Source organism: Streptomyces sp. WAC00040 (assembly GCF_056835925.1).
In genome coordinates, this window is sequence record NZ_JAKQZE010000003.1 from 214,660 (window position 1) to 228,111 (window position 13,452).

A 13,452-nucleotide genomic window follows, 5' to 3' on the forward strand; every position below is an offset into this window, starting at 1 on the left:
AGCAGGCGTGCGCCGTCCCCGTCGAGCACCGCACGGCCGGGGCATCGCAGCATCGGGCACCGCCGGCAATTGTCGGGCACCGAACCGTTGAGCACCGCACCGCCGCGCCTTGCGGTCGGGCACAGCACCATCGGCAGTCGTTCTGCGCCGACGAGGTGTGGCGGAACACCATCGTCCGCAGTCCGCCGGACGCCGTCCGGCAAGAGCGGCGGCGCCCTCGTTGAGGCATGCGCCGCCGCGGCGCGGTGCGAGCGAGTCGCTCACCGCGCCGCGGCGGCAGCGGCTCCGGTTGCGTGACCGGCGCCCCGTGAGCCGACCGTCTTGTCGGCCCACGCGTGCTCGAACAGCCTCACGCGGGAGCAAGATCGGCGCGTCAACCCGGATCCCGCTCCGCTTCCTCCGCTGCCTCGGCGACGCGCTTGATGTTCGCCAGGCGCCGGTCCCAGTCGGCCGCGAGCGCGGCCATCCAGCGGGCCGTCGTGTCCAGCGCCGTGGGCCTCACCGCGTACCGCACCTCGCGACCCACCCGGGTCCCCGAGACCAGTCCGGCCGCGTCCAGGACAGCGAGGTGTTTGACCACCGCCTGCCGCGAGACGGGAAGCGGCTCGGCGAGCGTCGTCGCGGTGGCCTCGCCCTTCGCGGCAAGCAGTTCCAGCAGTTGACGCCGCGTCGGGTCTGCCAGCGCGACGAGCACGCTGTCGACGGTCTCGCCGGCGCCGTGAGCCCCGTCGGTCACGCGGACGACTGCTCGGCGCGCGTCTTGAGTGCGTCGAGCTCCAAGGGCCAGCCCTCGCTGTGGTCCTTCCTGTTCTGGCTGCGCAGCTCCTGGGACCCGGCCAGTGCGGCGAACCCGCTCTCGACGACGTGGAGCCGGGTCTGCTCGCCCTCCTGGGTCAACGTGAACTCCACGAGGGTGCTGTTGTCCTCGCGCAGTTCCTCTCCGGGGAACGCACTGGTCCAGCGGTACGCCAGGTACGTGGGTGGCTCGACCTTCTCCACCCGCACGGGGAAGTCGCCGTGCTCGGGGTTCTTCGCCACCATCGACTCGCCCTCCCTGGCCACGGTTCCGGGCAGGCTCGCCTTGTCGGCGACCCAGAACCCGGGCTGCGCGACCAGCGACCAGACCCGCTCCAGCGGCGCTGCGATGAGGGTTTCGCTTTCGATCCGGTCCTCGCTCATGAGGAGACTCCTTGTTCGCTTCCACCATCAGTGCAACCCCAGAGTTGCACATCAGGCTTTGACGTGCAACCCACAGGTTGCACCATGCGATGCCAGCCCTGCTGCCCGGGCCGGCGGTCCGCCGAGGCGGCGTGCGTGCTACCTGCGGCTGCGTACTAACAGATGGAGGAAGTACGGAGTCCCGATCACGGCGGTCATCAGGCCCGCGCCGAGCTGGACCGGCGCGATCACCGTGCGACACACCGGACCGGCGGTGCAGACGAGCACGGCGCCGAGGAGCACCGCGACCGGCACCACCCGTGCGTGCCGGCCCACGAGGGCACGGACCGCGTGCGTGCCACGAGCCCCACGAAGCCGATCGTGCCGGCGGCGGCCACTGCAAAGGGTCTCGGTCCTTGGGCACAAGGCCGAAACCGGCCGAGTTCACACGCTCCGCGCGACCGGCGCCCCACACCCCCGTGGACGGCCGGGACTTCGACCCCTGTGGTAGCTTCCGCGAGCCAGTCGAACTCCGTACGTGTGTGTACGTGGGTCAGGGAATCCGGTGCGAATCCGGAACTGACGCGCAGCGGTGAGGGCGACGGGCGTGGCACACAGCCACTGGGCCGGGACACCGGCCCGGGAAGGCGCCTCGTCCGGTTGACCCCGAGTCCGAAGACCTGCTGGCACATCGTAGGGACGGGCCCCGCGCATGGGCCCTCGACGCTAGGAACGACGCTGTGTCTTTCAACCGCCCGACCGCTTCGTCCGCAGTGCTCCTCAGTGGAATGCTGCTGCTGACGGGGTGTGGGACCTCGCCCCGCCCTTCTTCCGCTCCGCAGGCCGGTGCGCGGGTCATCGAGAACTGCGGGAAGAAAGTGGAGATCCAGGGAGACGGCCCACAGCGCGCCGTCTCCCTGAACCAGGGCACCACCGAGATCCTGCTGGCTCTGGGCCTCGCCGACCGGATGGCCGGGACGGCCACTTGGACCGACCCCGTCATGAAGGGCTTGGAGAAGCCCGCCGCCGGTGTGGAGCGTCTCGCGGAGAACAACCCGTCCTTCGAGAAGGTCCTCGCAGCCGAACCCGACTTCGTCACGGCCTCGTTCGCCTCCACCCTCGGCAAGGGCGGTGTGGCCACGCGCGAGCAGTTCGAGGAACTCGGCGTGCCGTCATACCTCTCGCCGTCGGACTGCGTGGGCAAGGACAACAGTGGTGACGGGGACGGCGTGCGCACCAGCCCGCTGACGATGGACACCGTCCACGGTGAAGTACGTGACCTCGCCCGCGTGTTCGGCGTCGAGGAACGCGGCGACGAGCTGGTCGCGGAACTCGAGGCCCGCGTGCGCAAGGCCACCGCGGGACTCGACGCCTCTGACGTCACGTTGATGTACTGGTTCGCCAACGCCGAGTCCCCGTACATGGCGGGATGCTGCGGCGCCCCCGGCGTCATCACCCGTGAGACGGGTGCGAAGAACGTCTTCGACGACACCACGGAGGAATGGCCGCAGATCAACTGGGAGACGGTCGTGGACCGCGACCCGGACGTCCTGGTGATCGGCGACCTGACCCGCAAGTCGCAGACCGCGGAGAGCGCCGCGAACAAGATCCGGTTCCTTGAGACCGATCCGGTCACGCGGAACATGGACGCCGTACGCCACAAGCGGTACGTCCTGCTCAGCGGCCAGGCCATGAACCCGACGATCCGCACGGTGGAGGGAGTCGAGCAAGTGGCCGACGCCTTGCGCCGATTCGGACTCGCGAAGTGACCTCGGCGCTGCTGCGCGGCGCGGCCGGGCTCACCGCGCTGGCGATGTCCGTCGCCCTCGCCATCACCATCGGGCCGGCGGATATCGGCGTCCGTGACGTCTGGTCCGTCGTCGCCTCGCACCTGAGGGGCGACGCCTCCGGTCTCACCCCGATCCGTGACGGCATCGTGTGGAACCTCCGCCTCCCGCGCACGCTTCTGGCGGCCGTGTGCGGCGCGGGGCTCGCGCTGTGCGGGGCGGTGATGCAGTCGTTGCTGCGCAACCCGCTCGCCGATCCCTTCGTCCTGGGCGTCTCTTCCGGAGCTTCCACCGGTGCCGTCGCCGTGGTCGTCCTGGGCGCCGGCGGCGGGGTACTGTCCGTCTCGGCAGGGGCCTTCACCGGTGCTCTGTGCTCGTTCGCCGCGATGCTTCTGCTGAGCCACACCCTCGGCGGCACCACCGACCGGGTCGTGCTGTCCGGCGTCGCGGCGATGCAGCTGTTCTCCGCGCTCACCTCGTTCGTCGTCGTCACGTCCGCCGACGCGGAGACCACCCGCGGCGTGCTGTTCTGGCTGCTCGGCTCGCTGAGCGGGGCCGGCTGGACCGACGTGTGGCTGTGCCTCGCCACCCTGGGGGCCGCTCTGGCCGTCTGCCTGGGTCACGCGAGGACCCTGGATGCCTTCGCCTTCGGGCAGGACGCGGCGGCCACCCTGGGCGTGAACGTCGGCCGCGCCCGACTCCTGCTGCTGTGCGTCACCGCCCTGCTCACGGCCGCCCTGGTCAGCTCGGCGGGTGCCATCGGCTTCGTCGGCCTGGTGCTCCCCCACGCCGCCCGCGCCCTCGTCGGGCCCGGACACGGCAGGTTGCTTCCCACCACGGCCCTGGGCGGAGCTGTCTTCCTGATCTGGGTCGACACCGTCGCCCGGACCGTCATCGAACCCCAGGAAGTGCCGGTCGGTGTCATGACCTCCCTGATCGGCGTGCCCGCGTTCGTGCTCGTTCTGTACCGCACCCGGAGAGTGGCCCGATGACCCTCATCGCCGATCGCGTCTCCCGCACTGCCGGCGGGCAGTTGATCCTCGGCGACGTCAGTGTCGCACCGGGACCCGGTGCGACGACCGCCCTGCTCGGTCCCAACGGCTCGGGGAAGTCCACGCTGTTGCGTATCCTCTGCGGCGTGCTCGCCCCTGCCTCCGGAGTGGTCACGCTGGACGGCCGGCCCCTGGAGCGCATACCCCGGCGGGACGTCGCCCGGCGGGTGGCCGTCGTCGAGCAGCAGGCGGAAACGGCGGTCGAGCTGACCGCCGTCGACGTCGTACGGCTCGGTCGCATTCCCCACCGGCGCGCCTGGGCCCAGCCGTCGCCGGCCGACGAGCGGGCCGTCCGCGACGCCCTCGACCGCACGGGTCTCACCGACCGGGCCGACCGCGCCTGGCACACGCTCTCCGGAGGTGAACGCCAGCGCTTGCAGATCGCCCGGGCCCTCGCCCAGGAGCCACGCGAACTGCTCCTGGACGAACCGACGAACCACCTCGACATCCAGCATCAGCACGACCTGCTCCGCCTCGTCAGCGGGCTCGGCGTGACCAGCGTGGTCGCCCTGCACGACCTCAACCTCGCCGCGATGTACTGCGACCACGTCGTGGTCCTGCGGCAAGGAAGTGTCGTCGCCGCAGGCACCCCGCAGGAGGTGCTGACCGAGACGCTGATCGCAGACGTCTACGGCGTACGCGTCGCCGTCACCGCCCCCGAGCCGGACGGCCGCCCGCACATACGCGTCCTCGGCACCCTGACGCGGCGCCCCGAATGACCGACGGCGCCGCGGCTCTACGGTGGCTGTCAGGCAGGATCGACGGTCTCCGCACGGGGCCGGCCGGCGGAGGCAGATACTGGCCCTCCACGCAGGAACGGATGAGGAGCAGCCGAGTGACCGGCGACCACCGCACAGAACCGCCCGGTTTCGGCAGCGAACGGGACATGCTGCGCGCTTTTCTCGACTACCACCGTGACACCCTCGCCATGAAGTGCGAAGGGCTCACCGACGAGGAGTTGCGGCAGCAGTCGATGCCCCCGTCCACGCTGTCGCTGCTCGCACTGGTGCGGCACATGGCGGAGGTGGAGCGTGCGTGGTTCCGTCGGGTCTTCGAGGACAACGACGCGCCCATGGTCTGGTCCGACAAGATCGACTTCCAGGCGGCGTACGACGCGAGCGCCTCGACCAGAGAAGAGGCGTTCGCGGCCTGGGAGGCCGAGGTGGAGAACTCCCGCCGTATCGAGCGGGAGGCCAACTCCCTGGACCGGGCCGGATATCAGCCCAGATGGGACAAGGAGGTGTCGCTGCGGATGGTGATGCTGCATGTGCTTCTGGAGTACGGGCGTCACAACGGGCACGCGGACTTTCTGCGTGAGGGTGTCGACGGGACCGTGGGCGCCTGAGCCCGCAGCGGCGACCGCCCTCCCGACGTCTTATGGACCTCGTTTCTCATCGCTTGATCGTCGTTGAATCTGGTTGAGCGTTTGGTGCCGAACGAGTTGTGGGTGCTGTTCCGGCGGGTGGTGCCGCCCACCGAGGTCAAGCGTCCGCAGGGCGGCCGCCGGCGGCTCCATGCGGCGACCCCGTCTCCCGGCGGGAGGCGGGGCCGCCGTTGTATGTGTGTCCTCAGGGGCGCGTGTTGACCATGTACAACCAGTAGGCGTTGGCGGCCGAGACGACCGCGCCGGCGGCGGTGGTCATGAGGTAGCGTCCCGTCACCTTGTTGCGGAGCGCAACGGTCCCTCCGGGGCCGACGACCGTGTACCAGTGGTAGGCGTCACCTTGGCCCTGCGTGATGAGGATCGAGTCGCCCGCGGCCCGAAGGCTCTGGCCGAACTGTTCCGCGTCCATGTTCAGCAGCGATATGGAGCCGTCGTTGTTGCTGCTGACCCGCCATACGGCGTCGTCGTGCCGGCTGCCGTACCAGAGCCGGCTGGCCTGGCACACGAGGGCACCGTAGTAGTTGGCGTCGCCGACCCACTGGTCCGCCCTCTCCTGGGGAGCGATGACGTACGTCTGGCCCGGTGTCGGCTGCGCGGCAGCGGTGGCGGGGGCCGGGCCAGCCGAGGCCGATCCGGCGGTGATCACGGTCAGTGCGGCGGCGCAGGCCAGCGCTATGGTGTGTCGGTTCATGGTCGTCGTCAGCCCTTCGTCACGGTGAAGGTGACGGCAGCGTTGTCGCCACCGCCGCCGTCACGCCGGCATGTGTAGCCCCACGGGACGTCGCAGCTGTAGCCGTTGCTGCCCACGTAGGGGTTGTTCCAGCGGACGACGACGTTGCCGACCTCGTACATGTTGTAGACCGCAGTCCCCTCCGTCCCTGTCATGAAGCCGTTCGACTCCGACTGCCACGTGCTGTTGGACATCGGGTACACGCGGTCCGGCGGGACCATGTTTTCGCTCCAGGTGCCGTGCACCAGGCTGGACGACGTGCGGACCAATTCGTTCGGGGTGCGGTTCTGCAGAGTGACGTGCGTGCTGCGAGCCGGTGCCGCGGCACTCGTAGCACTCTGCGCTCCGTCGTCGGCAGCGGCCGCCCTCAGCCCGTTCCGGCCGATGGTGAATGTCACGCTGGCGTTGTTGCCGCCGCCACCGCTGCGCGAACAGGTGTAGCCCGACGGGACCTGGCAGCTGTAGCCGTTGCTGCCCGCGTAGGGGTTGTTCCAGTGGATCGAGACCTCGCCGTCCGTTCCGAGGGCGTACCGCGCATCCCCCTCCGTCCCCGTCATGAGCCCCGAGGAGTGGGATCCCCAGATGGCGGTGGAGCCGCCGCCGATCGACTCGGGGGGCGTGGCGTCGTCCCAGACGCCGTGCGAGAGCGCGGTGTAGTTGCGGTACATCGTCGTCGTGGTGCCGTTGACGACGGTCACCCTGGTGCTGCGCGCCGATTGCGCCACCGCCGCGGATTGCTGTGAAGTGTCTTGTCCTGTCGCGGCGGTAGCTGTCACAGCCGGGGCGAGCAGCGCGGCGGCGGCCACGGCCAATACGGCGGCGGCGCGCACGGAGGCGGTCCTACGCGCCGATGAGGGAGTGGACGCTCCCCCACGGAATCCCGAGTTGGTCGGCATGTTCGTCTCCTGTTTCCTCGTTCCTGGCTTCGCAGCACAGAGCCTGCCGACGTGGCCTAACAGCGATCTAACGCGAACTTCGGGCGGCCTAACGGCCGGGTCGTCAGGCCGCCGCGGTAGTGCGCGCCGTCATCAGGCAGGCGTCCTTCTTGATCCGTTTTCGGCCTTTACTCGGATTGCCCCGGGAATACGGCCCTGTGGCCTCGTAAGGTGCGGCCAGGAGCGACGTACGCAGGGGGCATGCGATGGACTTCCGCTTGCTCGGGCCGGTGTCGGCCTTCTCGGGGCGGACCGAGGTGCTGCTGGGACCGCCCAAGCGCCGCGCTCTACTGGCGCTGCTCGTGCTGGCGGACGGCGCGCCCGTGGGTGCCGATCGCATCATCGAGGCGTTGTGGGACGACCGGCCGCCGACGCACGCCCGGACTGTCGTCTACGGCCATGTGTCCGCCTTGCGCGGGCTGCTGCGCTCCGAGCCGGAGACCAACGTCGTTACGAGAAACGGCGGGTACGCCCTGGATGCCGCATTGGCCGCGGCGGACTTGTGGCGCTTCCGCGAGCTGGTGCGCCGGGCCGGGGCCCCCGCGTCGGGGGAGCAGCCGGCGGCACTGCTGCGACAGGCCCTGAAGCTGTGGCGCGGACGGGCGCTCGATGGAGCGGGCGACACACCGCTGATAACCTCGGCCGCCGCTCAGCTGGGGGAGGAACACCTGGCCGCACTGGAGCAGTTCGCCGCCGCCCTGCACGCGTGCGGACGGGGCGTGGAGGCCCTGCCGATGCTGCGGCGCGCCGCGGAACGGAACCCCCTGCGCGAGTCCCTGATCGCGGCCGTCATCCGTGCGCTGCATCACGCGGACCGTCAGGCCGACGCCGTCGCGCTCTACCGCCGCACGCAGCGACGACTCGCCCAGGAACTCGGCGTCGACCCCGGCGCCGCGCTCTCCGAGGCATACCTGGCGCTGCTGCGCGCCCGGCCCCCGCAGCACCCCGCCGAGACCGCCGCCCGCCGTACCACGGCGCCGCGAACCTCGGACCACCGGCCCTCCATCGCCGCAAAAGAGCCCGCGCCGCCCTCGCCCTTCATGCTGCCGCGCGCCCCAGTCGGCTTCGTCAGCCGCAAGGACGACCTGGCGCGGCTCACCTCGACCGCGCTGTCGGACCGGGCGCCGTTGAGTGTGCTCACCGGCCCGGCCGGCGTCGGCAAGACTTCGCTCGCAGTCCACTGGGCATACGCCCACGCCGCCGACTTCCCGGACGGTGTTCTCTACGCCGACCTGCGGGCCGGTGAACCGGAAGGCACGGGCTCCCGGACGACCGGTGTCCTGCACGACTTTCTCCAGGCCTTTGGTGTCCCTGAGGAAGACCTGCCGCCGACAGCACGCGCGACCGAGAACCTGTATCGCGCCACTCTGACCGGCCGCCGCACCCTCATCCTGCTCGACAACGTCGGCGACTCGGGCCAGGTGCGCCCGCTGCTGCCAGGGACGCCCGGCACAACAGTGCTGGTCACCAGCCGCAACCGGCTGGAAGGGATCGTGGCCACGGACTGCGCGCGGCTGCTGCCGCTTGAACGGTTGGCGCCTGCGGACGGGGTGCGGGTCCTGCGCACCGTTATCGGCGATGGCCGGGTGGACGCGGAGCCCGCAGCCGCAGCAGAACTGTCTGTCCTGTGCGACGGCCTTCCGCTGGCCCTGCGGCTGGCCGCCGCCCGGCTCGCCGCACGGCCCCGGCTCGCGCTACGCGCCATGGCCGACGACCTGGTCGACGAACAGCAGCGGCTTTCGCTGCTGGACGGCGAGGACATCGGTGTCGAGGCGACGCTGCGGATGAGCGCGCAGCAGTTACCGCCGGACGCCAAGCTGCTCTTCCGTCAACTCGCCCTGCACGTGGGGTCCGAGCTGGACGACCGGGCTGCTGCCGCCCTCAGCGGCCTGCCGCCGCTGGCCGCCCGCGGCGCCCTGGAGGTCCTGGCCGCGGCCCACCTCGTCGAGGAGCGGACCAGCGACCGGTACCTGATGCACGACCTGACCCGTCTGTACGCCCGTTCCTTCGCGGACCGGGCCGACAGCGCCGGCCTGCGGCGGCTCTTGGTGCATTATCTGTGCGCCGCCCAGGCGGCAACGGCGGCGGCCGAACCGGGCAGCCAGCCCTGCTGCACCCTTCCCTCTGATGTGTTCCCGCCCGGACCGCCGCCCGTGTTCGCCGACTGCGCCGAGGCGATGGCCTGGTTGGGTACTGAGAGGGCAAACCTCACGGCGGCGGTCGCCGCCGCGGCTCGGGCCGGGCACCCGGAGCTGGCCTGGCGCATCGCCGTACAGTTGTGGCCGCTCGTCGTGCGGCAGGTGCACGACGGATGGGAGTCGGTCCTCCAGCACGCCCTCACCGCCGCCATCGGCCTCGGCGATCCGGACGCGCAGTCGCGGCTGCGCTCGCTGCTTGGCTGGGTCCTCACCGAGAACGGGCAGCACCTCGAGGCGCTGGAGCATTTGCGCCGCGCACCGGAGCTGGCCGAACGGGCCGGGGACCCGCTCGGTCAGGTCATCGCCCTGATCAACTGGGCGGTCGCGCTGGAGCGCGCGGGTGACCTGTCCGCCGCCGGGGACCGCCGCGAACAGGCCGCCCGGATGGCCCAGAACCTCGGTCACCCCCACACCGAGGCCCTGGCCCTCTACCACCTGGCCGCCCACTGCCTCACCACCGGGCGCCCCGCCGAGGCGATGGCCCACAGCCAACGGGGCCTGGCACTCGCCTCGGACGAGCTCTCGGACGAGCGCCGTACCCTGCTCCTCGAGACCTGCGGCAAGGCCCTGCGCGCCCTCGGCCGCGGTGCGAAGGCCCGCCTGGACCAGGACGGCGGCTCTCACCGGGCACCGGCGACCTGGCGGTAGCCGTACGAGCACTCGTCGACAAGCGATACGTCCGCCTCATCACGTAGGACACGGTCTTAGGACCCGCGGCGCTTCGTCAGAAGATCAGCCCGTGCTGTGCGACGAGCGCCATGGTCGCCGCCATGTCCGCCTCACAACCGTAGGGACCGATCTTCTGCTCCAAGTCCTCGGGGCTCGGTTCGCCGCCCAGTTGGTCGAGCCACCGGAACATTTCCTCCAAGCCACCTGGGGAGATGATCTCCAGCAACCGGGCCGGGGTGTTCCCCGCGTTCCAGAACGTGTGCCACTCGTCGCGTGGCTTGAAGACGAGGTGGCCGGGCCCGGCGACAACCTCCTCGTCCCCGAACCTCGCACCGACCGACCCCTCGAGGACGAAACTGAATTCGTCCTCCTTGGTGTGTTTGTGCACGGGGGCCGCGAGCACCTTCGGAGGCAGACGGTGTTCGACCAGCGCGAAACGACCGCCCCAGTCGCGGCTGTTGATCAGAAAGCGGTCACCGCACGCCCGCTCCGGCTGATAGAGCTCGCCGGCTTCAGGAGCCAGAATCCGGCGCTGGATCATGGCGCCCACTCCCTCTCGAAGGGACCCTCGGGCCGTCCACCTCGACCATACGCGCACGCCCGGGACCGTGACAGACGCACCGGACCGGTGCCCCGCCGTCCCGGACGGCGCGGACGCCGCCCGGGTAAATGATCAAGCCGTTTCGGTGTCCGGGGCCCCGCGATCACGCTCCGGTCCACTCCGCTCGGCGACCGGTGATGTGGAGAAGGCGCCGCCCCTCGCGGACACTCGCCGACCACGTCCGCACGACCGTCGGGACCGGGAGCCTTGGACCGCTCAAACTGCCGCTCCACGCCGCGCTCCGGGTGAGCGGACCGGCTCCTTCCGGGTCACGCGGCGACCGACAGCGACGCTCAGCAACAACGAGCAGAAAATTGCCCGCTGTGAGTGGCTGCCGTGCCCACGAGACGGCAGTCTTGAGGTGTGGGTAGAGCGCCGATCGTCGTGCACCGGCCGTCGCCGTCGGGCGGCCGGCGAGTGACGGTGCACCTGTCCGGCAGGGACGAGATCCTGGGCACCGCCTACTCCGATCACGATCTGGTGGTCTTCCTCGAGGCCGCCGGGATCGACGACCCGGACACGGTGATCGACGACCCGGGCATGGTGGAGTGGCGCGGCGGCCGGGCCCACGAGTGGACCGCCGCCTGACCCACAGCCCGCTGACCTGGAACTGCGAGGCGGACGCGGCTCCGAGAGATTCGGACACGGCCTCGACTCGCAGGCAAGGGCGAAGGAGGACGGCCGTGCGTGCGCGGGATCTTGCGGAGGCGTATCCGTTCGTGACCACCGACGACGGCGCGATGGACGCGGCCAGGATGCTGGCCGAGCGGGTACTGCCGGCCCTGCTCGTCCTCGATGCCGACGGGCATCCCTACGCCATCGTGCCCGGCTCTCAGCTCGTGCGGCAGCTCGTGCCCCCCTACATCCTCGACGATCCGCGGCTCGCGGCCGTCAACGAGCGGTCCGACGTCGATGTGGCCGAGCGGCTGGCAGGGCTCACCGCCGCGGAATGGGCACCCCGGAGTGCGTTCCCGCCGCCGGTCGTAGGACCTGACGCCCGGCCGATGGAGGTCGCCGCGCTGATGGCCCGCACGCGAAGCCCGCTGGTCGCGGTCATCGAGCGCGACGCCGAGGGCGTGCGCCTGCTGGGCACGGTCACTGCGGCGCGTCTCATGGCGCACTTCATCGGGGACATGTGAACCGTACGGACGGGCCTTTTCACGCACGCGTGGAGACCGTCCGCATCGCGCCCGCTGCGCCACCGCCGGTGCGCCCGCTCGACGTGCAGCGGCGGGCCGGACCACTTGACCTCGAGCGTGGTTGAGGTTCCAGGATCGACCCATGAGCCGACATGACGATGGAATCCTTCTCTTCCGCAACACCATGCGTATCACCGACGGCCACCTGGAGAGCTTCCGCGGCGCCATCGCCAGAGCCGTGGACTTCGCAGAGCGGCATGGACCGCAACTGACGGTCCAGACGTTCGTCGACGAGGAGCGGATGCTCGCGCACAGCTTCCAGCTCTATCGGGACTCCGACGCGGTCCGCCTGCACTGGAAGCTCGCGGACCCGTACATCCAGGAGGTCATGGAGCACTGCCGGGTGGAGCACTTCGAGGTGTTCGGTGAGCCGGACGCCGACGTGGCGGCCGGACTGCGCTCAGCGCTCGGCGAGCATGGCGCGCTCAGGTACTCTCCCCGTATCGCGGGCTTCGACCGCTTCACCACGTCGCCTCGGGCGTAGTCGGCGCCCGGACGGGCCGGGCAATCTGCCGCCGCCGGCGCCTGGACACCGACGCACGCTCACACAGGTGACAACCGGATCAGCGGGCAGCCCCAGGAGGGCCGGGTCGACGGATCCGGTCCTCCCGCGAGTCCGGCCGCCTCCGTGGCAGTCCCGCGTACTCCCCCGTCGGCCGCGCACTTGTTCAGGTGCCCGCTTCCGCCGAGGTACGGGCCCGCCGTGGCGGCCTGCTGGAGCCGCGGACGACCAGGCGCGTGGGGACGGTGACGGTACGGGCCCGGGAGCGGTCGCCGTCCAGGCGGGCGAGCGCGGTCCTGGCCGCCGCTTCACCGATGGCTGCCGGATCCTGCGCCACGACGGTCGGAGCCGGTTCGAGCACCTCCGCCATCGGGAGGTCGTCGAAGCCGACCAGGGCGACGTCCTTCCGGCCGGCGCGGGTCAGTTGGGCGACCACACCCATGGCCACGATGTTGTTGCCCGCGAACAGCGCGGTGGGCGGATCGGGAAGGCCCAGCAGTGCGGTGGTCGCGGCAGCGGCCGACTCCTGGCCGTGAGCGCCGGTCACCAGAGCGCGGTCGTGGGGCAGACCCCCCTCCTCGAGCGCCGAGGTGTAGCCGGCGAGCCGCTCACGCCGGGTGTACAGCTTCGCGGGCAGGTCGCCGATGAACCCGATACGCCGGTGGCCTTGCGCGATGAGGTGCGAGACGCCCTCGTGGACACCGCTCCGGTTGGAGCTGACGACGCAGTCGGTGGACAGGCCGACCCCGGGGCGGTCGAGGAACACCACCGGCAGGCCGGCCGCGCGTGGCACCTTGAGGTGGCGGTGGTCCGCTCCGAACGCCGGGACCACCATCAGGATGCTGACACGGCGGGCCAGGAAGGTCTCGGTCAGCATTCGTTCCCGTTCGGGGTCTTCGGCGGACGATCCCATGAGCAGGGTCAGTCCACGGGTACGCACCGCGTCCTCGATTCCACCGGCGACGGTTCCGAAGAACGGGTTGCCGAGGTCGGGCACGACCAGGCCCACGGTGGTGTCGGGGCCTCCGACGCGGATGTTCCGGGCCATCAGGTTGGGCTGGAACCCGAGTTTCGCCACCGCCGCGAGGACGCGCTCCCGGGTCCGCGGGGAACTCGGACCGTCCTCGTTGAGCACCCGTGAGACCGTCTTGGCGCTGACGCCCACTTCTCGGGCGACGTCGGCCAGTGTGGGGCGGCGGGTCGCGGCCATGTACCACCGTTCCTGTGCGTTCGCCGG

14 protein-coding genes, 1 pseudogene and 1 riboswitch are annotated in these 13,452 nt (G+C 70.8%); of the genes and pseudogenes, 8 read left to right on the forward strand and 7 right to left on the reverse strand.

Features of this window, described 5'->3' with window-relative positions:
- Positions 1-373 precede the first annotated feature (373 nt).
- The 3 genes and pseudogenes from MDN94_RS26445 to MDN94_RS26455 all read right to left on the reverse strand — a co-directional run.
- A complete protein-coding gene (locus MDN94_RS26445) occupies positions 374-736 on the reverse strand; it encodes an ArsR/SmtB family transcription factor (RefSeq protein WP_482728407.1) in 363 nt (120 codons plus the stop codon).
- Complete coding sequence (locus MDN94_RS26450; protein WP_469644570.1) at positions 733-1,179, reverse strand: SRPBCC domain-containing protein; 447 nt, start codon at positions 1,177-1,179, stop codon at positions 733-735. Before MDN94_RS26450 ends, MDN94_RS26445 begins: the two co-directional genes overlap by 4 nt.
- A 138-nt stretch (positions 1,180-1,317) precedes the next feature.
- Positions 1,318-1,559, reverse strand: a pseudogene (locus MDN94_RS26455) (iron chelate uptake ABC transporter family permease subunit); the annotation flags it as partial.
- A 104-nt stretch (positions 1,560-1,663) separates the two neighbouring features.
- Positions 1,664-1,860: riboswitch (cobalamin riboswitch) on the forward strand.
- Between the two features lie 86 nt (positions 1,861-1,946).
- On the opposite strand from MDN94_RS26455, the gene MDN94_RS26460 reads away from it, so the two are divergent.
- From MDN94_RS26460 to MDN94_RS26475, 4 genes are all read left to right on the forward strand, one after another.
- On the forward strand, positions 1,947-2,927 hold the full coding sequence (locus MDN94_RS26460; protein WP_482729089.1) for an ABC transporter substrate-binding protein: 981 nt from the start codon (positions 1,947-1,949) through the stop codon (positions 2,925-2,927).
- Between the two features lie 44 nt (positions 2,928-2,971).
- Positions 2,972-3,937, forward strand: coding sequence for a FecCD family ABC transporter permease (locus MDN94_RS26465; protein ID WP_482729090.1), 966 nt, complete (start codon positions 2,972-2,974; stop codon positions 3,935-3,937).
- Complete coding sequence (locus MDN94_RS26470; protein ID WP_482728408.1) at positions 3,934-4,716, forward strand: ABC transporter ATP-binding protein; 783 nt, start codon at positions 3,934-3,936, stop codon at positions 4,714-4,716. Before MDN94_RS26465 ends, MDN94_RS26470 begins: the two co-directional genes overlap by 4 nt.
- A gap of 116 nt (positions 4,717-4,832) precedes the next feature.
- Positions 4,833-5,342 (forward strand): DinB family protein, encoded by a 510-nt coding sequence (locus tag MDN94_RS26475; protein WP_482728409.1) that lies wholly within the window; start codon positions 4,833-4,835, stop codon positions 5,340-5,342.
- A 223-nt stretch (positions 5,343-5,565) separates the two neighbouring features.
- Here the strand turns inward: MDN94_RS26475 and MDN94_RS26480 are convergent, their stop codons facing one another.
- Positions 5,566-6,072 carry a hypothetical protein gene (locus tag MDN94_RS26480; RefSeq protein WP_482728410.1) on the reverse strand — a complete coding sequence of 169 codons (507 nt, stop codon included), beginning with the start codon at positions 6,070-6,072 and terminating at the stop codon, positions 5,566-5,568.
- 8 nt (positions 6,073-6,080) lie between these two features.
- On the reverse strand, positions 6,081-7,007 hold the full coding sequence (locus MDN94_RS26485; protein WP_482728411.1) for a Crystal protein ET79: 927 nt from the start codon (positions 7,005-7,007) through the stop codon (positions 6,081-6,083).
- 245 nt (positions 7,008-7,252) lie between these two features.
- Here MDN94_RS26485 and MDN94_RS26490 point away from each other — a divergent pair, with 245 nt between their 5' ends.
- Positions 7,253-9,892 (forward strand): AfsR/SARP family transcriptional regulator, encoded by a 2,640-nt coding sequence (locus tag MDN94_RS26490; RefSeq protein ID WP_482728412.1) that lies wholly within the window; start codon positions 7,253-7,255, stop codon positions 9,890-9,892.
- 76 nt (positions 9,893-9,968) lie between these two features.
- Here the strand turns inward: MDN94_RS26490 and MDN94_RS26495 are convergent, their stop codons facing one another.
- Positions 9,969-10,454, reverse strand: a complete 486-nt coding sequence (locus MDN94_RS26495; RefSeq protein ID WP_482728413.1) for a cupin domain-containing protein — start codon at positions 10,452-10,454, stop codon at positions 9,969-9,971.
- Between the two features lie 423 nt (positions 10,455-10,877).
- Between MDN94_RS26495 and MDN94_RS26500 the strand changes: the two genes are divergently transcribed.
- From MDN94_RS26500 to MDN94_RS26510, 3 genes are all read left to right on the forward strand, one after another.
- Positions 10,878-11,102, forward strand: a complete 225-nt coding sequence (locus tag MDN94_RS26500; RefSeq protein ID WP_364589450.1) for a hypothetical protein — start codon at positions 10,878-10,880, stop codon at positions 11,100-11,102.
- 95 nt (positions 11,103-11,197) lie between these two features.
- On the forward strand, positions 11,198-11,653 hold the full coding sequence (locus MDN94_RS26505) for a CBS domain-containing protein (protein ID WP_482728414.1): 456 nt from the start codon (positions 11,198-11,200) through the stop codon (positions 11,651-11,653).
- 142 nt (positions 11,654-11,795) lie between these two features.
- A complete protein-coding gene (locus MDN94_RS26510) occupies positions 11,796-12,197 on the forward strand; it encodes a hypothetical protein (protein WP_482728415.1) in 402 nt (133 codons plus the stop codon).
- Between the two features lie 184 nt (positions 12,198-12,381).
- On the opposite strand, the gene MDN94_RS26515 is transcribed toward MDN94_RS26510, so the two are convergent.
- Complete coding sequence (locus MDN94_RS26515) at positions 12,382-13,425, reverse strand: LacI family DNA-binding transcriptional regulator (protein WP_482728416.1); 1,044 nt, start codon at positions 13,423-13,425, stop codon at positions 12,382-12,384.
- Between the last annotated feature and the right edge of the window lie 27 nt (positions 13,426-13,452).

What these genes read in the sequence shown, in the direction of transcription:
- MDN94_RS26480 (WP_482728410.1), bottom strand. Translation starts at nt 6,072, where the DNA reads ATGAACCGACACACCATAGCGCTGGCCTGCGCCGCCGCACTGACCGTG.
- MDN94_RS26495 (WP_482728413.1), bottom strand. Translation starts at nt 10,454, where the DNA reads ATGATCCAGCGCCGGATTCTGGCTCCTGAAGCCGGCGAGCTCTATCAG.
- MDN94_RS26465 (WP_482729090.1), top strand. Translation starts at nt 2,972, where the DNA reads ATGTCCGTCGCCCTCGCCATCACCATCGGGCCGGCGGATATCGGCGTC.
- MDN94_RS26515 (WP_482728416.1), bottom strand. Translation starts at nt 13,425, where the DNA reads ATGGCCGCGACCCGCCGCCCCACACTGGCCGACGTCGCCCGAGAAGTG.
- MDN94_RS26470 (WP_482728408.1), top strand. Translation starts at nt 3,934, where the DNA reads ATGACCCTCATCGCCGATCGCGTCTCCCGCACTGCCGGCGGGCAGTTG.
- MDN94_RS26450 (WP_469644570.1), bottom strand. Translation starts at nt 1,179, where the DNA reads ATGAGCGAGGACCGGATCGAAAGCGAAACCCTCATCGCAGCGCCGCTG.
- MDN94_RS26490 (WP_482728412.1), top strand. Translation starts at nt 7,253, where the DNA reads ATGGACTTCCGCTTGCTCGGGCCGGTGTCGGCCTTCTCGGGGCGGACC.
- MDN94_RS26485 (WP_482728411.1), bottom strand. Translation starts at nt 7,007, where the DNA reads ATGCCGACCAACTCGGGATTCCGTGGGGGAGCGTCCACTCCCTCATCG.
- MDN94_RS26460 (WP_482729089.1), top strand. Translation starts at nt 1,947, where the DNA reads ATGCTGCTGCTGACGGGGTGTGGGACCTCGCCCCGCCCTTCTTCCGCT.
- MDN94_RS26510 (WP_482728415.1), top strand. Translation starts at nt 11,796, where the DNA reads ATGAGCCGACATGACGATGGAATCCTTCTCTTCCGCAACACCATGCGT.